Raw genomic sequence first — 19,193 nt, forward strand, 5'->3', positions numbered from 1 at the left:
ATCAGCCGAAACGTCGGGGGTCGAGGGCAGAAGAACAACGAAGCCGTAGCTCGACGCTTCGGAATCGGCATCTAACATCCAACGCGGGGGCCGGGAGACCGGCCTCCGCCACCGTTCAGAAGGGGCGTTTAAACGGTGCAGTATCAGGCTGTCGTGCGAGTGAGGCACGAAGGCGTGAACCTCTCGGCAAACGAATGCCGGCAGGCCCTCGACGCCGTCACGGGGCGGCTCCTTCACCTCGGCGCCACGGCGCAGTTCTGGCCGAGCCGAAGCGAGTTCACGCTCAGCATCACGGGAGTCGACCGCCCGACGCGCGCGGCGGGAATCGCCGAAGGGGAGGTTCGAGCGGCCTTCGTCTCTGCGTGGTTCGGAAGCCGCCACATCCGCATCGTGCGAGTCGACGTGTGGGAGCGCGGAGAGTGGCTCGCCGAGCAGGGGCTCAACGACGACCAGGGCGACGACGAGTAGGCGATCAGCGAGCGAGCAGGGCCGGGGACTGGGCCCCCTTTTGTTACCCGAGGTCTGATCGATGCTGGGCTACTCCCCGATTTCAACGACTTCCGCGTGATTAAGGTCAACGTTCAGCCTGCGGACTGACGCAACGCAGCCCCCTGCTTCGGCGGGGGGCTTCTTCGTGCTCGCAACCTGTCATTCGGCATTGCGTTTAAACGACTTCGAATGATAGCTTTCTCATGTCAGCGAGAGAGCGGCCCCGGAAGGGGCCGAATGAAGGGAAGCAACATGAGCGTCACCCTCCGCAAGGGAACCCACCGGTGGCTCTTCCTCTACGAAGAGAACGTCTCCCTCTGCCGCTTCTGCGGCACGGAACTCGACGCCGGACAGTCGCCCACTAGCAACGAGTGCACCGCCATGCACGACGCCGGATGCGTGTGTGACCGGTGCCGAGCCCGCGGCTACCGGCCCGGTCAGATGGTCGAGATCCTTCGAGAGAAGGGGCGCGAGCTGTCCGAGACGTTCGGGGTGCACCTGCCTCAAGCCGAAGTTGTCGAGCTGCTCGACAACGGCCGGATCAAGGTTCAACCCGGCTCGGTCGCCTACCCCGTTCGTGGCTACACGCTGAACATGATGCCCGAGGACATTCAACCCTTGACCCACTGAGGCAGACGAAAGGCCCCCGCTTCGGCGGGGGCCTTACTGCGTTTAAACACGTTTCGAAACGCCGTGTACGATCACCTTCCGATCGATCCCATGGGGGGCACCATGCGGCCAATCACCGCTATCACGACCGCCGTTCTCGGTCTCGCTGCGCTCACCGCGTGCGGCAATGGCGACGACAGCGACAAGCCCGAGGCGAAGCCGAAGACTTCCGCGAGCGCGAGCAAGAGCGCAGCAGCACCGAAGACGACACCTTCCCGACCGGCCGGCATCCCGTCGCCCGACGAAGCGCAGAAAGCCGCACTCCTTCGCGCCCTGCGTGCCGTGAACCCCGCCCTCGGGGCGGACGAAGAGAAGGCGGTCACCAACGCTCGGAACGTCTGTCTCGACATGCAGCAGGGCAAAGACAGCGGCACCGTGGCCGCGAACGCGAAGGCTCGCTTCGAAGGCGGTGACGTGGGCGCGCTGACGAACGACCAGGGCGCGAGGATCGGCGAAGCCGTCAAGGCGTCATTCTGCAAGTAACTCGACAGCAGACGGCCCCCGCCGAAGCGGGGGCCGTCTGCGTTGGGTGGCCCCTGCCGCCTGACGGCGCACAGGCAGCAGGGGCCGGGCCCCGCCCGGCGAGAGCTTCCAGGAATCACCGGACGGGGGGCTTGTGGTTACACGACCCGTGGGCCCCTCATGGGTAGATCTGGCATGGGCCGGCGCGAGTCTTCCGGGTGCGCAAAAACCATGTGCGTGCGCATGGCTTGCACCACCTCGTTGGCGGCTTCGCACCCCCCACCGCGGTTCACCTGCTTCACCCGCTTCCGCAGATGTGCGCACGTTGCACACATACCAGAGTCAACGTCCCCCCCCACATAGGCGGTTAACCTCAACAGTTCCTGCACCGACAAAACCGCTTCCCTTCACTACGGCCACCGGTCCCCGTCTGAACACTGCGGGCACGGGAGCCATGTCCTTCGCTTGCATGTCGAGCATCCGTCGAACCCGAAGCAGTCGACGCACGGAATCGTCCGATGGTCGGCGCAGAGACCGCAGATATCCGAGACGCTCACCAGCCACTCAATGAGCGTTGGGGGGCCTTCGTCGTAGCTTCGACGCCCTGCGCGGGGTACGTGGTGGCGACTCGGCGCCATGCTCAAGCCGAGACCGCATGCGTACAGAGGCGAATCCTCCGAGCCGCTTCGAAACGCGCGGCTGCATTCCCAGTCTTTTCCGCTTCCGCCAACTCGGCGGAAGCCTCAGCACATGCTTGGCAACCCTCGCGAGGGGTGGCTTCATACAGCCACGCATCCAACGGAACCTCTACCGCCTTCTCGTGATGGACGTGCGGCCTCACGGCAGCAACCCCCACACGGACGTGACGGGAAGCTTCCTCCCCGCCCCTACCGCGCTATGGGGATGCTTGGAAATCTGCTCGTTGGCGGTCGCGACCGCTCGCGCGTCGCGCGCCTCGCGAGCCGCCTCGCGGGAGTTGACGAAAGCGGCGCAAGCCATGCACCCCTGAACGCCCACCGGCTCTAAGGCCGTACGCATGGATACCTCGGGCATGACGTTTCCCCTCGCTGACACTCGGCGGAGATTCGAGCCTGCCGCCGAGACAGCAGAGAGAACAGGGGCGCCCTGTCCCCCTTTTCGGGCCTTAGCTGATCACGCCCAAGAACTCTGCAAGCTTCCGCAGGCCAACCGGTCGCGCTGGGCCCGCCCACAGATCGGTCACTATCGCCACAGCGAGGGTGTGGTGCCGCATCCATCCGGGTGCGATCTCTTTGAGCCGCGTGAGAGCCTTCACGGCCCCCTCGGCGTTGCCGAGGTCCGTGTGTGCGCGGGCTACGTCGAGCAGCAGCCACGTACGCCACGACGGAGGAGTGTCCGCGCTGAGCCGCATGCCCTTCGCTAGATCAAGGGCCTCTTCCGGGCGCGCATGCTGGACCGCGAGACGCACGCGCTCAATGCGCACAGAGGAGCGGCTGAACACGCTTACCATCTTGCCGTCGACAGGCGGGGGCAACGTCGCAAGCCGCTTCGTCGCGTCTTCCGCTGTCTTCATCATGTCCGACGCCCTGTCATAGTCGCCGCGCCGCGCCGCACTCGTCGCCGCAGACATGACCAAGCCGCCCCACACGCGCACGCCCTCGGCCGTCGAACTGTTCTCGTGCTCGATGCGGTCCGCTGCGTACACGGCCACGTGTTCGGCGTCGCCGAGCCGGTTTTGCCTCTGGTAGTTCCAAGCCACGCTGTTTGTGATCATGGCGCTCAGCAGCGGATCGGAAGACGCGCTTGCCGCGTTCATGGCCCGTTCGAGCGCAGACAGGGCGAGATCGAGCTTGCCGAGCCTGATAGCGAGGTGGCCGGCCAACTGCAACGCCTTGCCCAACGCGGCTTCTCCGTCAGCCCGTTGGTCGGCAGTACCGACCGAAGCGGCGAACCGAGCATCGTTGACGATGCCGGGCAGCACGTCGAGCAGGGCCGAGAACTCCGCATCGTGATACAGCGTCCAAGCCGCCGAGATCTCCTTACGGAGCACCGGCAGTGTGAGCCGCTCGGCGCCGGTCGGCTCCGGGGGAGGAAGGAACAGGGGCGGAGAGACCGCGCGGCGCAGCGCAACCAACTGTGGGGGGTCCGCTTCGCCGGTCGACGGCACTCCGGGCGGGTCGCCGAGCAGGCTCGTTAGCTCGACTCCGAGGGCGCTGGACAGGGCATGCAGCGTGGGCAGAGCGGCAGAGTGCCGCTGCTTCTGTTCGAGCTTCTTCACAGTGTCGACGGACAATCTCGCCTTCTCCGCGAGAGCCTCTTGCGTCAGTCCAGCCACGCGGCGAAGCCGCTTCATCCTGTCGCCCAGGTGCTCAGCCATATATCGAGAGTAGCGGCACGTCAGCGCCGCCGGGGGAGCGTGTAAACGGCCTGGAAACGCCGAAAGGCCCCCGACCCAAGAGGGTCGGGGGCTTCGGAGGTTACTTGCCGACAAGCTCGACGTGAGACTCGACGGGAGTTGCGAACGCCTGCACGGTCTTCGCGTCCTCTGTGCGCTGCACAACCTCACCAGAGATCAGCGCGAGAGTGGCCGTCAGTACGCCGAGAATCGGCGTCTCGGGCACGTCTACGCCATAGGCGACCAGAAGGCCGAGACCGGCAGTGACGAACGCGTACACGCGCGCAGGATGCTTCCGGAGGAACTTCACGGGGCGGACTCCTTACTTCGTGACCTTGAAGCCGCGCTTCTTCGCGAGCTTCCTAAGAGTGGCGGGACCGGGGATGCCGTCAGCAGCTTGCGAGTGGCGCGGGTAGCCGCACCTCACCTGCCACTCGGTGTAAGCCGCCCGGAAGGCCGTACCGAGCGAGCCGTCTACGTACCGCGCAGCAAGCAGGCCCTCGGCGTGAAGCGCCGACTCAACCGTCAGACCCTCGGCCTTGTAGGTGGCTACGCCCTGCGGAAGGCCAGGGTCGCGCAGAGTGCCACGGACGATGTGAGCGAGGCTCACCACTTTCGCGGGGCGAGTGATCACGCGCGGGGGGTTGAGGTCACCGGCCGGCGCATCGGGCTTCGCGAGCCGCGCGTTCACGCGGTCAAGGAAGTAGTCCCACGGGAACGCCGGACCGGGGTCGTAGTGGTTGGTCTGCCCGTATGCCTGCGACACGTCGACGTGACCGACGATGCCCCGCTTCCCCGCCTTCAGCTCGGCAACCGTCAGCTTCTTCGCGGGGATGTTGTGCTTCCTGCACCAATCCGCAGCCACCTGCGCAGCCTGCTCGATGACCCCCTTGGAGTAGTCGTCGAGCCACTCAGCGCGCGTCTGACGCGCATACCCGGCAAGCTCAAGGCCGAGGCCGTCGCCGTTGGCGCCCGGCGCGTGCCAGGCGCGGTCACCGTCGGCGACGCAGCGCACGGCCGAGTTGTTGTCCACACACACGTGAGCCGAAGCCTTATTCGTCGCGGGCAGGTTGGCGAAGTACGCGGCGACGTTCTCGGCAGTGTTCGGCCCCTCGGGTGCCTCCATGTCGTGAATGACGATGACGCGAATGGGAGCGGTGCGACCGGGGCCGAACCAGCGAGCAAGGGTGGTCTTCATGCGGAAACCTCTCAAAGGGCGGACGTCAGAAGGCTTTTGATCTCGTCGAGCTGCGCGGTCATAGCCGTGCGCAGTTCGACAATCGCTGTCTGACCCGTGGCCATGGACAGCAGAAGCTCTCTCTCCTGCTCAAGACGTGTAACGCGAGCAGACAGCTCGCCAAACTCGGCTTCTAGCCGGTCCGCTCTTGCCTTCTGCGCTTCTGCCTCGCCCCGCCAAATCTCCGCCGTGGCGTTGTCGACGTTCGACTTCACCTTGACGAAGGCAGCAGCGAGAGCGCCGATACCCGCGAGAGCGCCGAACACCCAACCAGCGATAGCCATGATGTCCATTACGCGGCCATCCATCGGGCGCGAAGAAAGGTGTAGAAAGGCTGCCCAACGATGACTGCGACTGCGACTCCGGACGTCATCACAGCGAGAGTGAAGGTGTCGCCCGCGTTGCAATACACCTCGGTCTCGGCGCGCAACGTCACGTTGGCGCTGGCAAGTCCCGGACCGTAAACAACATCGATGTCGTTGCCGTTCTGCTTAAGCCGCAATGCGCGGTACCCGGTCCCGCTTGTGCCGAAGCGGGACCCTGCCCGGACCGAGTACCAGCCGGGCGTAACGACCGTGAAGCCGGTAGACGTCGAGAACATCGCATCGTTGTCCGCCTTCTCGGCGTCGAACGTCACGTCAGTCCACACGCCGTCAGTCAGCGAGAGCACCGCGTTTCGGTAGCCCCACGCGAAGGGGGTGTTCAGCAGGAAGTTCGACGCGTCGCGGACGTTCTTGTTCATCTTGTTCGCGGTCGGCGTCTCCTTAGCGACCCACGTATCAAGCGAAGGCACAGTTGCCATAAGGGGAATCCTTGAAGTCAGACAGCTAAAGGGACCCCCTCTGGGGGCCCCTGCCGTGCGTTGCTAGTAGGCGAGTCCGAAGCTGCCGTCAAGCGGCGAATCGCCCAAGACAAAGACGTCCGTAGCCGAAGCAGGCGAGAGCGAGAGCGTCGCAACCCAAATGGGTGCGGTGCCGTTCGCGTCGACCTGAATGTCAATGGCTTCTACGTAGAAGTTGAAAGAGGAAGCCGGGGCAGCGTTCGGAAGATCGGCCAGAGTGATTCGATCGCCGATCTCGATTCCGAGCATGACCGAGAAGAGCGCAGGCGTAGCCGTAGGCTTGATAACCACCTGATCGCATCGAACGATCGGATTCGCGTATGACGACAGCATCGCGTAAGCGGCATCGACAACGGCTGAATCATCAGTCACGCGAAGCTCTATCGACCGCGACTTTCGCCCGTACGTACTTATAGACGTGTTATCTCTCAGCGTCGACTCGACGCCCTCGGGCCTCTTGTAGGCAACCTCGTTCACCACCTGGTCGCCGTCCATGTCGAACTCAAGGCCCGGCTCGAACGGCGTTCCCGCCGTGTCCGACAGGACATAGCGCAGGGGCGCCGACTGTCGCCGAGCCCGGTTGTGGAACGTAAGCCGGCCGTCGCCGTCCATGAAGGCGTATCCGCCGCCGTCAGCCGCCGCGAGCTGCACCTCTTCGAGCGCCGTCGACCCCTCGGACCATGACGGACTGAGCACCGTGCTCATGCCCGCATCCGTAACCACTTCTCCCGCGAAGCTGCCGTAACGCGCTATGCGCAGCACCCGAGCAGCTTCGGACTCGCTGAACACGGCCCCGCCGTTGTCGCCGACAGCCCACAGCTCGGTGATCTCCGATGCGTTAAGGCGCCTGTCCCAGAGGGCGACGTGACCGAAGCGGCCGTTCGCGTACTCCTTATAGATGCTGCCCGCCTGCTGTCCCGCGACCGACGACCAGCGCATGTCTCGCAGGTCTGTGGTCGTGGGTGCGGGACCGTGATTGAGGCTGTAGCCCACGCTTGAGCCGTTGACGTACAGCATCGTCTCGCCGTTCTGGACATAGGCGACGATGAAGGAAGCCTTCGACGTCGACAGCTTCACGTCGAGGTCTACCGTGTCGAGATAGGTCGAGCTTCCGTCAGCAAAGCCGGTCTCAACTTGCAGATAGCCGTCCGAGGTGAGCCTGAACGAGATGAGTCGTCGAGCAGCGTCATCCCACGCGGCGAAGAGCGTGACCATGTTGCCTGCGGCCGGGCGGGTCGGAAGCGTCCAGAAGGCAACCGTGAGTTCCGTGCCGAGCGCGTACTTGCGCCGACCAAGGTCGTTCAGGTCGATGACGCTGCCCTTGTCGCTCGCAACGTTCGCCAGGTTGTAGGACGTCGTTTCACTGTCCCGCAGCACCAGGGAAGCGGCGCCGAACTGCGGCGTGCCGGAACCGTACTTCGACGCCCGCACAGCGGCGGGCTTCGTGTCGTCAGCGAGGTTCTCGACTCGCGCAGCGCCGGACGCGTCGCCGAGCGTCCAGTAGCCGACAGGCTGACTCGCTAGCGCCGCCTGTTGATACGGCGAGCGGAGTTCAGCCTCACCCAAGACAAGGAACGCGTCTGTCGCTGGAAGCTCGATGCTCGATGACATCGAATCGACCTTGACGGGCCACTTCTCGATGAAGCCGGAGAAGATGCTTCCGCCTGGAGTGCACGGGGTCACCGCGGTCCCGGCTTCAAGCTGGAGTTCGTCAGCGAGGAACCATGCGCCACCGTCACCGCCTGAAGAGCCGATTTCGATACCGGCCCACGCGGCAGCAGAAGGGGCCGTGGCCGTGACAGCAAACGACGACCAGCCACCAGCATTGAGCGCGACCGCGGCGGTCGCCGCGCTCGTACTGATCAGGGCACTCGCGGCCGTGTACCAACGGATGCGGCACTTCACCCCGAGGGCGCCCGAACCGGCGCCGAGCCTCAGCTGTCCGGAGGCCGTGTAAACGGCCCCGCCGACCACCTTCGCGAGTCCGGTCGGCACAAGCTTCGTCGTCGACCACCAGCGACGATCATCAGCAATCGTCTTCACGAAGCCGCAGTAGACAGACGAAGCGAAGTCGGCTGCACCGTTGCTGGCCAGATTCACGCGGATCGATCCGGTCCCGCTCTTCGGCGTCAGCTCGAAGGCCGCAGACACGCCACTCTGGCCACCCGTGAACATGTCCGCGCTACGAGAGATGTCTCCGCCTGTAGAAACGTCCTTCGGCAGCAGGTTTGCCGTGCGTACCCGAACGCGCCGACGGGGCAGCACGTTCGGCCAGTAGGGCGACACCTCGGCAAGCGAGAAGTCGTCAGACCATATGGACCAAGCCCCTGTCGCCGCAGACGTGTTCTCCAGAATCAGAATGCCGAAGGCCGCGTTCGGGGGAGCAACCCCCGTGGCCGAGAGTTGCGACCAGGACGTTGGAACCCCCGTCCACGCGGTCCCGATCGAGTCCGAGATGAAGTTGCCCGCAGCGTCGCGCCACCGTATGACGCACCGCCCCGGAAGCGCTGTGACAGCGTCAACGGCGTTCCGGACCCAGAAGGAACCCTGATACTTGTTGCCGGGCCGGACCGGAATCCGGTCCGTGTAAACGACCGCCGTTCCCGACGACAGGGTTGAGCCGACAGACTGAATAGCCCGAGCGCCACTGTGCGTGTTGCTGCTCGTATTCGACACGACGATGCCGTTGAAGCCCGCAGTCGTGCCGAGAGTGTCAGAGCCAGTCGTTACGTTCGGAGGAAGCAGCTCGACACTCGCGTTACGCATGGGCGTGAAACGGCCATCCGAGTTGTCGAGAGCAAGGGACAGGGTCCCGGCTTCGATACGGTCAAGCTCGGAGTTACGTCCCCGCTTGATACCGAAACCGGAAACCCAAGGAGTCACATCCGTCCACGTATACGTGTCGGCATTCGGCCCGCCGTCGAAGGCGACCTCTACCGTGATCGGCGGACCGTCAGCCATTAGAAAATCCTCCCACCATTCCGCTTGCCGTTGCGCACAAGCTCATCGCGAACAGTCGTTGCAATGGCCTTCGCGAGATCACGCTCAGAAGTGACGTTGCCTCCCACGTTCACGATCACGTCGCGAACGCCAGCGCTCAAGTAGCTCGACCGCGAAGCCGCGCGCACCGCCGGCCCCGCCACGGAACCCGCACTCGGGCGGATAGCCGCGAGTTCGTCGACCGCCGCCTGAACGCCGTCAGCACCACCACGAACGCCGAGGGCGTACCCGTCAGCCGTGAAACCGCCGAGCCTCTTGAAGATGCGCGAGGGGGAGTGGATACCAAGCTTCTTCTTCAGAGCCTTGACCATGGCCTCGGCCAAGTTCTCGATCTGCTTGGTAAGGGTCTTCTCCTGCGCCTTCAGGCCCCGCAGAAGGCCGTTCACGGACTGAATTCCGGCGTCGTAGTAGTTGGACGCTACGAAGCTGCCGAGCTTGCTCGACTCGGTGTTGATGGCGCTGTAGGTCGAGTTCAGTTGCTTGATCTCGGTGCCACCAGCATTGAGCAGAGCCTGAGCCATCTGCCCGCCCTCTTCGGGGCCGGCCTGTGCAATCTGGTTGATGATGCCGCGACCGAGGCCCCGCTTCGCGAGGGTCTGCAAGTTGCGCCGGAAGTCGATGATCCCTTGCAGCTTGCTCTTCAGCCGGGCAACGATCGCACTCGCCGAGTTGTCGCCGAACTCCGAAGAGTCGAAGGCACTCATGAAAGACCCGTAATCCTTCGCCTTACCGGCGACGGACGAAGATATTTCGAGCTTTGCCTTCTTCAGGTCCGCGAGCTTCAGGTTCGCAGCGCTGATAGCCTTCTGTATCTTCTCCCGATCCTTCGACAGCCGGAACAGCGTCTTGTTCTGGTTCGAGATGTACGCGTGAAGGCTGTTGCTCTTCCCCTTCGAGATCTTGCCCACCTTGAAAGCCTTCGTCACAAGCTCATGCAGCTTCTTCGAAGTGGCCTCCACCGACTTCGAGCCGCCGAGCATGCCCTTGACGAGACCGGCCGTAATCCACTTGCCGATATCCGCCATTACGCGTGAAGGCGAGTGAATTCCGAGGGCACTCCTGATCGGGCCGGGAATCTTGTCCACCAGGCCGTCAACGACTGCGGTCACCTTGTGCCAGGAACTGCGGATGCCATTGATCAGGCCCTCAATGATGTTCAAGCCGATCTGCTTCAAAGCGCCCGGAAGATCCTTGAAAAACCCCTTCACCCTTCCGGGAATCGCCTTGATGTACCCATACAAGACAGTGATCTTGTCGCGCACTCCGGACGCAAGAGACTGGAAGTGCGTGATGAAGAACTGCTTGATGCCCGAAGCGCCATTGGATGCCGCGACGGTCAGTTGCCGGATCTTGCCCGAGAAGAACGCTCGGATGCCGTTCCAAATGCCGACGAAGAACGCCTTGATCCCGTTGAGCCCGCCCTTCCAGAGAGCAGCGAGCCGGACCACGCCGCCCCGGAGAATGCCGACGATCGAGCCATAGATGTAGACCTTGAAGGCGCCGACAATCATCTTCCAAATGCCGCCGAAGGCGTTCTTCACGCCTTCCCAAGCCTTCGACCAATCGCCCGTGAAGATCCCGGAGAAGATCTGAAAGATTCCCTCGATCGTCTGAAGAGCGCCAGAAATGAACTGCATGGCGCCGTCGAAGACGTTCTTGATTGTCGAGATGATGAAGCCGCCGAAGATGCCCCACAGGAATTTCACCCCGGAAACGAATCCCTCGAAGATGGTCTTCGCGTACCCGAGCCAGGTGCCGATGCTCGTACCGAGCTGCGCGAGGACAGGCTGAGCCTGCGTCCACAGCTCGCGGAAGAGTGGCACGACCGTGCCCCGGAAGAAGCTCGCGAAGTCCGAGAGAGCGGGCCTCACGGCGTCGAGCAGCCCGGATATTCCCTGCCGGATCGGAGCGAGAACGGGCTCAAGGGCCGATCCGGCTCCCGACAGTGCCCCAGACAGTTGCCCGCCGATGCCCTGCGCACTGGTGATGAGCGACGCGAAGCCTTCCGTGAAGGCGTTCCCGATGCGCCGTTTAAACGCCTCCACCTTGTGAGCGGCGTTGTTGCTCATCGTGTCGGCCATTTCCTGAGCCGCGCCCTTGACGTCACCCAGACCCTTCACAGCCGTCTTCGGATCGAGCGCGTATATCGCATCGCCCAAATCCTCGAACTGCGTTCCGAAAAGGGCGACACCCGCCGCATTGCGCTTGACCGGATCTTCAATCGACTTGAGGCGGTCGAGAACGGTTTGCAGACCCTTCGAAGCCTCGGGCCCACCCTTGGCTATCTGCGCAGTCAGCTTGTCGGCCTCAAGGCCGAGCAGCTTGTAACCGTCAGCGGAAGCCGTAGAACCGTCAATCGCGCGAAGCGAGAACTCCTTGAAAGCATCCGCGACCAAATCGGCATCCCGCGCACCGCCCTTAAGGCCCTGCGAGAGAAGGCCGGTGGCGGTAGTGCCGTCAAGCCCGAGCTTCCTGAACTGAGTGCCGTACTCATTCAGCGTGTCGAGAAAGTCTTCCGACTTGTCGACGCCGTTGGTCATTCCCGCCGCGATGATGTCGAGAGCTTCGTCAGCGTCCTTCGCGAGACCGGTCCGGAGCATCTGCGAGACAGCGCGAGTTGTGCCCCCAAGCTCAAGGTCGAACGTGTCGCTCAGCGCCATAACCTTCGACGCAATCGGCTTGAAGTCCGCCGAGTTGAGATCGATCTGAATGTCTTGAGTGACGCGCTTGACGGCTTCGCCAGCAGCCGCGAAAGACTCGCCCCAACCCGCTGCGTATAGGTCGCCCGCGAGCTTGCCCGCCCGCTCGGCCTCCGGACCCGTCACGCCGAGCTGGGCGGACAGCTTGGCCTTCTCGCCGATGCGCTCAAGGCCCTTCTCGAAGCCGACGATTGCGGCCAGCGGGAGAGCGGCGACGATGGCCGCGCCGAGTCCGAGGAGTCCGTCCCGAAGGCCGGGAAGCATGTCGCTCATGGCGCCGAGGCGCCCGCCGGCCTCGCCTGCTCCGTCGCCGAGCGACGTTGTGTTGTCGCCTGCATCGTTCAGCGCGTCGCCGAGATGCTCGACGTCACGGCGAGCGCCGTCCGCGGAATCCCCGAGCCGGTCAAGCGACTGCTCTGCGGAACGCGCGTTGCCGACGACGACAACGCGAAGTGTCCTGGAATCACCAGCCATTGCCGGGGCCCCCCTTGGCCGCGTGATACTCGCTCATGTACTTACAGAAGGCCCCGTATTCGGCGCTGGAAAGGCGCCGGACCTCGGCAGGGGACATGCGGTAGAAGTGGCAGAAGGCGGCTCGCTCCCTTAGCCGTTCTGCCCTTCGCCGTTTCCCTGCGGGTCCCCCTCCGAGGCGACGATCTGAAGTTCGCCGACCTTGACGTTGCGGGCATCCGCGAGGGTGAAGTCAGGGTTGATCGCGCGCTGAGAAATCCAGATGAGAGCCTTGAGAGCCTTCGTCGAAACCTGCGTCTCAAGCTCGGGACGGCCCTTCTCGTCGAGCACCCGCTTCCCGTCGACAACGACCGGGCGCGGGGAAAGGGCCTGATAGATCGGCTGTCCTACGACATCCTCGAAATCTTCAAGGTCGCCGATCGTCAAGTTGTCAGGGTCGATACGCAGAGAGATAGCGTCAGTCATTGGAATGCCTCCCGAGCGATGCGCTCGATTTCGTCGTAGTATTCGCGCAGAAGGACGGGGCCCACGCTGCGAATCGTTGGGTGTAGGAAGTAACCGGGGCCACCTTCCCAGCCGCCCCACTGGTTTCCACGCCACGGACCAAAACCGGCAATGACATTGCCCTTATGGGTCCGCTTCTTCGCGCCGAACTCGGCGCCGAGTGCGTAAGGCTTTCGCTTGCTGCCGAGCCGAAGAGCCGCATAGTTCGCGGTCTTCGTTGCCCGGAGAGATTGAGCGGCTGACTTCTGTTGCCGGTTACCTGCGGCAGCAGTCGCCTTCGTCGCTTCAGCGAGCTTGTCAGCGATTTCGAAGTTCAGCCGCTTCATTTCGGTCGTCATCTCGCCCCCGCCGACACGACGGAGAGCGCGAGCGAATTGAGCGAGCCCCTCAACATTCGTCAGGTATCCATCTTGAGGCATCGCTCAACTCACTTCGAATCGCCTCGAATGGTAGTTTCAGACCGCTTAAGAGACGGCCTTGTAGGTGATCGTCACCGCTGAAGCCGCGCCGTCCGTCAGCCCGACACCGGACAGTTCCTGCTCGACAAGCTCGAAGCCGCCGACCGTCACCGGGCCTTCGTCGAAGCGACCAAAGGGAAGCTCGACCTTGAGCTGTGAGCCGTCCGGGCCCGACCAGGAAGCCTCAATGGACGCGAGCGCGCCCGAGGCGACCGCAGCCGCGACACGGTTGATGTGGGTCGTTCCGGCGAACTCGCCCTTAAGCGACCACTCGTACGACCGAAGGCCCTCTTCCCGCTGCTCGCCCTTCGCCCCCGCACGAATGAAGTACCGTTCAACGTTCAGACCGTTGTCAGCCTTCAGCGAGAAGTCCGAAACGGGGAAGTCGGTTCCGCCGACCTTGACCGAGCCACCGTTGAACGCGAGTAGCTTCGTGTTCGCGACGTAGGTCGGAGTCGAGACCGCGTATGCGCCTGATCCGGCGCCGATGGTTTCCTTGCCGAAGTCGAGCGTGAGCGACAGCGTCACAAGCTCATCAACCGCGTTGGAGATCTCCCACTCTTTGACCTTTCCTCCCTCGTACGTGAAGGGGGTCAGAGCGCCCGTGTTGTCGACACGGCCCACCTGCGCCGTGAAGCTCTTGCCGTCGAGCTGCCCAACGGTCGCCGTGTAGGTGGTGAGGCCGCCCGAGGGGGCGCCGGCCGAGACAGCGCCGAGCATGTGCTTAAGCCAGAAGTCGAAGCCGCCCGACACCACTTCAAGCTTCAAGTCGCCCTCGGCGCCCTTCGCAGACGTGGCGAAGCGGTCCGAGCGCAGCGTCTTCGTGCCAGCCCGAACGGCTTCCGAGTTGATGCGCTCATAGTTCCCCTGAACGCCTTCCGACTGGAACTCATAGAACTTCGTCGGGGCAACGCCGGTCCCGTACGTCACCTCATCGGCGACGCCGAAATACTGATCGTGAACCGTAGCCATTACTTAGCCTGCCCCTTCGTAGCCTTAACCTCTCGCCATCCCTGACGAATGAGGGATTCGACAGCCTCGGCCTCAACCTCGACCGGCTCGCCCCGTACGGCGGTAAGTCCAAGGGAGGGAACCTCGACCGCCGAGTAAGGCCCCTCATAGATAACGGTCTTCAAGTCACAGTCTCGCTTTCACGCGAAGCAGGCATTCAAGCTGCCCCTCGTACGTCTGGTCAGAAGGAAAGCTGACAAGCTTCTTCGGAACGAAGTCGGTAGTCGCAACGGTGTCGATGCCGAGAGAAGGATTGGCCTTAAGGCCGTTCTCGATTCCCTCGGCCATCCTCTGAAGCTCGCGCTCGACGTCCTCGGACGTCGCCCCCGATATCTGACAGTTGATGACCGCAGCAACCGAGAAAACCTCTTCCCTGCTGCGATTCGTCGCCCATTGGCTGTCTTCCCAGACGACTTCGCCGATGAAGACCCAACGCTTCTGGGGGCTGCGCACCGGGAAGCCGTAGGTGACCTGATAGCCCGAAAGCTCGGGGAGGGACTTCGCCATGTCCCGAAGCGCGGTCTTCACCGCGAAGGCGTTCGTCGCCACTAGGCCACCCCGAGCACGTCGTTAAGAATCCTGTAGCGGTACCGCGTGAGCGTCGCGTCAACATCGGGAATGCCGGTCTCGTAGCCGTTGCGCCCCGCCGTGGCGAGCGAGAAGTTCCCTCCCTCGGCAGCAACGAACGAGATAGCCCGATCGGGAATGCCGGAGTTCTCGGCAGTGAGCAGAGAGCGAAGCCGGATCAAGCCCGCACGCTTCACGTCCTCAAGGCCGGCCGGAAGCCCGTACTCGACCGCGAGGGAGTATCGGACGCCTTCCGTCAGCTCGTACGGCGCTTGAAGGAATCCGGCATCCGTAATCGTCCAGCCGGAAGCATCGAGCGAGCCGCTCGGGCCGGTCACGTCAACCAGTCCGATCACATCTAGAAGACCTGTAAAAATCGATGAAGAGCCGTCGCCGGTAACCGTGACGCGCCGTACGCGCGGCACGAAAGACCGCCCGGTAATCGTCTCGAACTCACGCTCTACAACTTCGCGGTAGTGCCGGACATCGGCAGCGGGGAAGCGTCCGGAGTCCGCTAGGTCGACGTCCGAGGCTCTTGCCTCGGGCACAGTGAAGAGAAAAGCCCCCACCACTTCGAACATGCTGCGGTCGGTTGCGACGTCGCCGCCCTTCCACTCGACCGCGTAGGTGCCGAGCGGAAGCGGGGGCAGCGTCACCCCCCACGCGTCGCCGCTCTGCGCTGCCGAGCCCGTGTAAACGGTCTCTCCCGCGCTGTCCCGTACGGTCACCGAAACGGCAGGGACGTCAAGCGGGGTCTCATCGTCCAGGAACGTGTACTCAAGCCGAACGCCCCTGCCGCTCAGAAAGCGCACGGCTACTCGCTCTCGGTCTTCCGGGGGCGACCGGGGCCGCGCTTCTGCGCAGGCTCGGCGGGCGGCTCGGGCTCGCCCTGCTCCTGTTCGTCGCCGTCGACCGGCTCGGCGACCTTGATGCGGATCAGGCCAGCCGCGCTGTCTTCACTGAGATCGATCTCTTCGCCGATGCGCGGCAGCGGCTTCGCGTCACACATGCCAGGGAAGTAGCGGATCATGCGAACTCGCATGCTGAGACTCCTTAGTTGGGATACACGAACGGCCCCCGCCGAAGCGGGGGCCGTTTCGAATGACACTTTCAGAGCTGTCGTTACGCGCCGAGCGTGAGCTTCGCGAAGGCCGCGCCGTCGGTCACGCCGCCGTCGTAACGGAGCCTTGCCTTCCATGCGACAACGTCGCGGTCGTAGCCGTACTCATCCGAACGCGTGATCTGCACCGACCGCACGAAGCGAACCAGGTACTTCGAGAAGTCGCCGTAGACGAGTCCCACCTTCGTGGTCGCCCACTCCATGTTCGGATCGGTCGTGATCGGCTTCCCGAGGAAGGTGTCAGGAGTGCCCGCCGTGGTGGCCGGCTGCCACAGATAGCGGCCGTCAGCATCCTTGAGCTTCCGCAGGAACAGAACACCCGCATCGCTGGTGTAGAAGTAGGCGTTGCGCCGGTACTTCGAGATGATCGCGTGCTGAAGCTCGACCACCTTGTCAGTCGCGGTCGTGCCGGTCGACGCGAGCGACAGGGTGCCCGCGTTCAGGGTGATCGCCGGAAGCAGGCCGTTCGCCTCACCGGTACCGGTCCCCTTCAGGAACGCCGCGCACGTCGAGTCGGCGATAGCCTCGCCCATGTCCTCGGCGATGAGAGACGCGAGCGGAAGTGCGCTGTCGTCGAGCATCTCGTTCGTCGCCTCAGCGATCACACCCACCTTGTGAGAGTCGATCTCCCACCGGGTGAAGCTCATGTCGCTCTTCGGGTAGGTCGCGCCCTCGGCGACCTTCGACGCGATGAGGCGGCCGTTCTTGACGGGCCACTCCATCTTTTCGCCGGACTGCGTGGTAACGACGCGAACACCCGCCTGCATGAACGGGCTCGACTCGCGAAGAGCCTGCATCACCTCACGCACGAAGGTGCTCGCGACGGTCGTGCCCGCGTTCGCGGCGCTGCCGGTCGTCGCGGTGCGCAGCTCGGAGCCGTCCGACTCGATCTCGAATCCGCGGGACTCGCCCCGGGCGACAGCGCGGAACTGCTCGTCCAGACTCTCACCGTGGCCGCGCTGCTCCTGGCGGTTGCCGTTCGGCGCGAACAGGCCCTCAGCGCGAGCCGTGAGCGAGCGAACCTCGGCCTCACGCTCGCCACGCTCGATAGCCTCGCGAGCCTCGGCCTCAAGGCCGTTGATGTCGGCGTCCAGCCGCTCAATGCGCTCGCGCTTCTCGGCGTCCGACAGGGCCGCGTCATCGTTCACGGAGCGCATCTCGGTGACGAGATTCGCGCGCTTCTCAAGCGCGGCCTTCGCCGCAGCACGGTAATCCATGAGTTTCCTTAAGAGAGTTGAGGATTCGTTGCGGCGAATCAGAGAGCCGCGAGAGCCGCGACCGGATCGGTCGGAAGCTCATACACGGGGAGGAAGGTCCGCGCTTCGCTCAGCGCCGGAACATCAACCTCACCGCGAATTGCGGCCCGGATCGCCTCGGGCGAATCCAGCCGCGCCACAGAAAGCCCGCGATCACTCGCGAGCGAACGAAGTGCCCGTTCGTTGACCCCGGATGTTGAATCCGTGTAGGCCGGGTACGTCACGGGTGAGACATCGAAGAGACTGATCTTCCGAAGGGTTCGAAGGGGAAAGTCGTCTTCGTCGATGCCCCATGCATCGTCGATAGTGCGGAAACCGAAGCTCGACTGTGTGACGTCACCGCGCTCCATAGACACGGCGAGATCACGCGCATAAGTCGTGTCGGGCATATCAGCTTCGTAGTGGAGTCCCTCGCTGTCCTCCGACAGTCGAAGGGTCCCGCTCATGTTCCGACCGAGAATCAGGTTCGAGTCGTGATTGAACAGGGCGCGAATGTCGTCCTGCTCGATCGTCTCGGTAGTCGCCTTGTCGGCGACCTGCTCGCGGAAGCCCCCGAGGTTCTGCGACTTGCGTCCCCACCGGAGCGCGTAGCCGTAGAAGGTGAACTTCTGGCCTTCGCTGCGAACCTCGAACTCGGTCGAGACCGTACGTCGTTCCATGCTCATTCGGTTGTCTCCTGCTCGCCCTGGTCGCTGTCCGGCGGAGTGTCATCGGGTGCTTCGGACGGTTGTTCATCCGGCACCACCGGAGCTTCCGGGGCAGGGGCAGGGGCCTTCTCCTCGCCGACGATGGCGAGGTTCAACGGCATATAGAAGTGCTGCCCGTTCTTCTTCGGGAGCGGCTCCATATCCTCAAGCGCGCGAATCTCGTCGGCAGTCATGAAGCCATTCGTCAGCGCAGTGCGATACGACTCGTATCTGTCCTTCGTCTTCGAGCGAAGCCGCGCGTCGAGATTGAACTTGATGAACTGCTGTCCGGGCAGCAGGAAAGTGCTCACTGCCTGCTCAATACGCACGATCCACGGCATCAAGGTCTGATCCACGAAGAAGCGGTTCTGTTCCTCAATTCCGCTGCCCCACGTGCTAGTCACAGAGCTGTCGACAAGGTAGGCCGGCACTCGGTAGAGAAGGGCGATCTCGGTCTTCTGGAAACGTCGCGTCTCCAGAAATTGAGCCTGCTCGGGCGTGATCGAGATTGGCTTGAAGCTCGCGCCACCGGTCAACACACCAACCGTGTGGCTGTTGTTGATGCCCGCGTGCGTCTTCTTGAACATCGAGCGGAGAAGTCTCGCTTCGTCCGGTCGCGGCGTTCCCGGATGCTCGATGACGCCTGCCATCGTGGTTCCCTGCGAGAAGAACCGGGCGCCGAACTCTTCGGCTGTCATGCCGAGGCCGATAGCCTCGCGCGCCATGTCGAGCGGCGACAGGCCGCGACTGCAACCGGGTACCGTGAACGCCGGTATATGCAGGATGGAACCTCGGCCGAGCAGCTCGGGCACGCCGGTCACTCGATACTGGTCGTCGCCTGCTGGCCCCTCTTCGATCTGCACGTCTTGCGGGTGCAGGCAGTAGAGAGCCTGAATCACCCCGGCGTCGTTGCGGATGATTGCGAGGAAGGCGTTCCCGTCGCTGAGAAGCGAAACGATCACGCGGTGCCAGAAGGCGTAAGCCGTCTGGAAGGGATTCGGCTGTCTGATCCAGCGCGGCGACTTCGCGCCGTCGAGCATGGTCTTCTTGCCGGTCACCTTCGAGAAGTGGTCGACGGGAAGCGACGCGATACCGTCCGCGATCAACGATTGGCACGCATAGACCGAGATCATCTGTAGCGAGCCGTCCCGGCTCACGCGCTTACCCGAGAAGGTGCGCCGAGCGAGTCCGGAGAATTCGTCTTCCCACGTGCTACGCGGCGACGTAAGCCCGAGCGAGCGGCGCTCACGGATGCGTGTAAACAGGCTCACCGCTTACCCCCGTCCGCCGCATACCCGATGAGCCCGAGGCCGAGAGCGACCGCGAGATGCCCGAGGGGGCGCGCGACG

Annotated in this window: 19 protein-coding genes; 3 read left to right on the top strand and 16 right to left on the bottom strand. The window is 63.7% G+C overall.

Features of this window, described 5'->3' with window-relative positions:
* The first annotated feature begins 174 nt into the window (after positions 1-174).
* The 3 genes from ABZZ79_RS01285 (at position 175) to ABZZ79_RS01295 (ending at position 1,641) form a co-directional block, all read left to right on the top strand.
* Positions 175-468 (top strand): hypothetical protein, encoded by a 294-nt coding sequence (locus ABZZ79_RS01285; RefSeq protein ID WP_356685169.1) that lies wholly within the window; start codon positions 175-177, stop codon positions 466-468.
* Positions 469-741: 273 nt separating this feature from the next.
* Positions 742-1,119: a hypothetical protein gene (locus ABZZ79_RS01290; RefSeq protein ID WP_356685170.1), complete on the top strand. Its 378-nt coding sequence runs from the start codon at positions 742-744 to the stop codon at positions 1,117-1,119.
* A 63-nt stretch (positions 1,120-1,182) separates the two neighbouring features.
* Positions 1,183-1,641: a hypothetical protein gene (locus ABZZ79_RS01295; RefSeq protein ID WP_356685172.1), complete on the top strand. Its 459-nt coding sequence runs from the start codon at positions 1,183-1,185 to the stop codon at positions 1,639-1,641.
* A gap of 1,123 nt (positions 1,642-2,764) precedes the next feature.
* On the opposite strand, the gene ABZZ79_RS01300 is transcribed toward ABZZ79_RS01295, so the two are convergent.
* The 16 genes from ABZZ79_RS01300 to ABZZ79_RS01375 all read right to left on the bottom strand — a co-directional run bounded on the left by ABZZ79_RS01300 (position 2,765) and on the right by ABZZ79_RS01375 (position 19,115).
* Positions 2,765-3,976 carry a helix-turn-helix transcriptional regulator gene (locus ABZZ79_RS01300; protein WP_356685174.1) on the bottom strand — a complete coding sequence of 404 codons (1,212 nt, stop codon included), beginning with the start codon at positions 3,974-3,976 and terminating at the stop codon, positions 2,765-2,767.
* Positions 3,977-4,076: 100 nt separating this feature from the next.
* Entirely contained in the window at positions 4,077-4,274 is a 198-nt protein-coding gene (locus tag ABZZ79_RS01305) for a hypothetical protein (protein WP_356685176.1), read from the bottom strand.
* 42 nt (positions 4,275-4,316) lie between these two features.
* Positions 4,317-5,192: a peptidoglycan recognition family protein gene (locus ABZZ79_RS01310; protein ID WP_356685178.1), complete on the bottom strand. Its 876-nt coding sequence runs from the start codon at positions 5,190-5,192 to the stop codon at positions 4,317-4,319.
* 11 nt (positions 5,193-5,203) lie between these two features.
* Positions 5,204-5,524 carry a hypothetical protein gene (locus tag ABZZ79_RS01315; protein ID WP_356685180.1) on the bottom strand — a complete coding sequence of 107 codons (321 nt, stop codon included), beginning with the start codon at positions 5,522-5,524 and terminating at the stop codon, positions 5,204-5,206.
* Entirely contained in the window at positions 5,524-6,033 is a 510-nt protein-coding gene (locus ABZZ79_RS01320) for a hypothetical protein (protein WP_356685182.1), read from the bottom strand. The genes ABZZ79_RS01315 and ABZZ79_RS01320 overlap by 1 nt, the downstream gene beginning before the upstream one ends.
* Positions 6,034-6,096: 63 nt before the next feature.
* Positions 6,097-9,033: a LamG-like jellyroll fold domain-containing protein gene (locus tag ABZZ79_RS01325; protein WP_356685184.1), complete on the bottom strand. Its 2,937-nt coding sequence runs from the start codon at positions 9,031-9,033 to the stop codon at positions 6,097-6,099.
* Complete coding sequence (locus tag ABZZ79_RS01330; RefSeq protein ID WP_356685186.1) at positions 9,033-12,245, bottom strand: phage tail tape measure protein; 3,213 nt, start codon at positions 12,243-12,245, stop codon at positions 9,033-9,035. Before ABZZ79_RS01330 ends, ABZZ79_RS01325 begins: the two co-directional genes overlap by 1 nt.
* A gap of 129 nt (positions 12,246-12,374) precedes the next feature.
* Positions 12,375-12,707 carry a hypothetical protein gene (locus ABZZ79_RS01335; protein ID WP_356685187.1) on the bottom strand — a complete coding sequence of 111 codons (333 nt, stop codon included), beginning with the start codon at positions 12,705-12,707 and terminating at the stop codon, positions 12,375-12,377.
* Positions 12,704-13,084: a hypothetical protein gene (locus ABZZ79_RS01340; protein ID WP_356685189.1), complete on the bottom strand. Its 381-nt coding sequence runs from the start codon at positions 13,082-13,084 to the stop codon at positions 12,704-12,706. The genes ABZZ79_RS01335 and ABZZ79_RS01340 overlap by 4 nt, the downstream gene beginning before the upstream one ends.
* 126 nt (positions 13,085-13,210) lie before the next feature.
* On the bottom strand, positions 13,211-14,176 hold the full coding sequence (locus tag ABZZ79_RS01345) for a phage tail tube protein (protein WP_356685191.1): 966 nt from the start codon (positions 14,174-14,176) through the stop codon (positions 13,211-13,213).
* Between the two features lie 165 nt (positions 14,177-14,341).
* The gene (locus ABZZ79_RS01350) at positions 14,342-14,764 is read right to left on the bottom strand and encodes a hypothetical protein (RefSeq protein WP_356685193.1); all 423 of its coding nucleotides are present in this window, start codon (positions 14,762-14,764) and stop codon (positions 14,342-14,344) included.
* Positions 14,764-15,594 carry a hypothetical protein gene (locus ABZZ79_RS01355; protein ID WP_356685195.1) on the bottom strand — a complete coding sequence of 277 codons (831 nt, stop codon included), beginning with the start codon at positions 15,592-15,594 and terminating at the stop codon, positions 14,764-14,766. The genes ABZZ79_RS01350 and ABZZ79_RS01355 overlap by 1 nt, the downstream gene beginning before the upstream one ends.
* A gap of 2 nt (positions 15,595-15,596) precedes the next feature.
* Positions 15,597-15,812: a hypothetical protein gene (locus tag ABZZ79_RS01360; RefSeq protein WP_356685197.1), complete on the bottom strand. Its 216-nt coding sequence runs from the start codon at positions 15,810-15,812 to the stop codon at positions 15,597-15,599.
* Positions 15,813-15,904: 92 nt separating this feature from the next.
* Positions 15,905-17,119 carry a phage major capsid protein gene (locus ABZZ79_RS01365; protein ID WP_356685199.1) on the bottom strand — a complete coding sequence of 405 codons (1,215 nt, stop codon included), beginning with the start codon at positions 17,117-17,119 and terminating at the stop codon, positions 15,905-15,907.
* A 38-nt stretch (positions 17,120-17,157) separates the two neighbouring features.
* The gene (locus tag ABZZ79_RS01370; protein WP_356685201.1) at positions 17,158-17,823 is read right to left on the bottom strand and encodes an HK97 family phage prohead protease; all 666 of its coding nucleotides are present in this window, start codon (positions 17,821-17,823) and stop codon (positions 17,158-17,160) included.
* Positions 17,820-19,115, bottom strand: coding sequence for a phage portal protein (locus ABZZ79_RS01375; RefSeq protein ID WP_356685203.1), 1,296 nt, complete (start codon positions 19,113-19,115; stop codon positions 17,820-17,822). The genes ABZZ79_RS01370 and ABZZ79_RS01375 overlap by 4 nt, the downstream gene beginning before the upstream one ends.
* Positions 19,116-19,193 lie beyond the last annotated feature (78 nt).

The sequence above is a fragment of the Streptomyces sp. NPDC006458 genome (genome assembly GCF_040612135.1).
Classification (GTDB): domain Bacteria; phylum Actinomycetota; class Actinomycetes; order Streptomycetales; family Streptomycetaceae; genus Streptomyces.

Bases quoted from the DNA above. Each gene is read 5' to 3' on its own strand.
- ABZZ79_RS01315 (WP_356685180.1), bottom strand. From the start codon at position 5,524: ATGGACATCATGGCTATCGCTGGTTGGGTGTTCGGCGCTCTCGCGGGT.
- ABZZ79_RS01320 (WP_356685182.1), bottom strand. From the start codon at position 6,033: ATGGCAACTGTGCCTTCGCTTGATACGTGGGTCGCTAAGGAGACGCCG.
- ABZZ79_RS01360 (WP_356685197.1), bottom strand. From the start codon at position 15,812: ATGATCCGCTACTTCCCTGGCATGTGTGACGCGAAGCCGCTGCCGCGC.
- ABZZ79_RS01300 (WP_356685174.1), bottom strand. From the start codon at position 3,976: ATGGCTGAGCACCTGGGCGACAGGATGAAGCGGCTTCGCCGCGTGGCT.
- ABZZ79_RS01325 (WP_356685184.1), bottom strand. From the start codon at position 9,033: ATGGCTGACGGTCCGCCGATCACGGTAGAGGTCGCCTTCGACGGCGGG.
- ABZZ79_RS01335 (WP_356685187.1), bottom strand. From the start codon at position 12,707: ATGACTGACGCTATCTCTCTGCGTATCGACCCTGACAACTTGACGATC.
- ABZZ79_RS01290 (WP_356685170.1), top strand. From the start codon at position 742: ATGAGCGTCACCCTCCGCAAGGGAACCCACCGGTGGCTCTTCCTCTAC.
- ABZZ79_RS01370 (WP_356685201.1), bottom strand. From the start codon at position 17,823: ATGAGCATGGAACGACGTACGGTCTCGACCGAGTTCGAGGTTCGCAGC.
- ABZZ79_RS01310 (WP_356685178.1), bottom strand. From the start codon at position 5,192: ATGAAGACCACCCTTGCTCGCTGGTTCGGCCCCGGTCGCACCGCTCCC.
- ABZZ79_RS01345 (WP_356685191.1), bottom strand. From the start codon at position 14,176: ATGGCTACGGTTCACGATCAGTATTTCGGCGTCGCCGATGAGGTGACG.
- ABZZ79_RS01365 (WP_356685199.1), bottom strand. From the start codon at position 17,119: ATGGATTACCGTGCTGCGGCGAAGGCCGCGCTTGAGAAGCGCGCGAAT.
- ABZZ79_RS01340 (WP_356685189.1), bottom strand. From the start codon at position 13,084: ATGACGACCGAAATGAAGCGGCTGAACTTCGAAATCGCTGACAAGCTC.
- ABZZ79_RS01330 (WP_356685186.1), bottom strand. From the start codon at position 12,245: ATGGCTGGTGATTCCAGGACACTTCGCGTTGTCGTCGTCGGCAACGCG.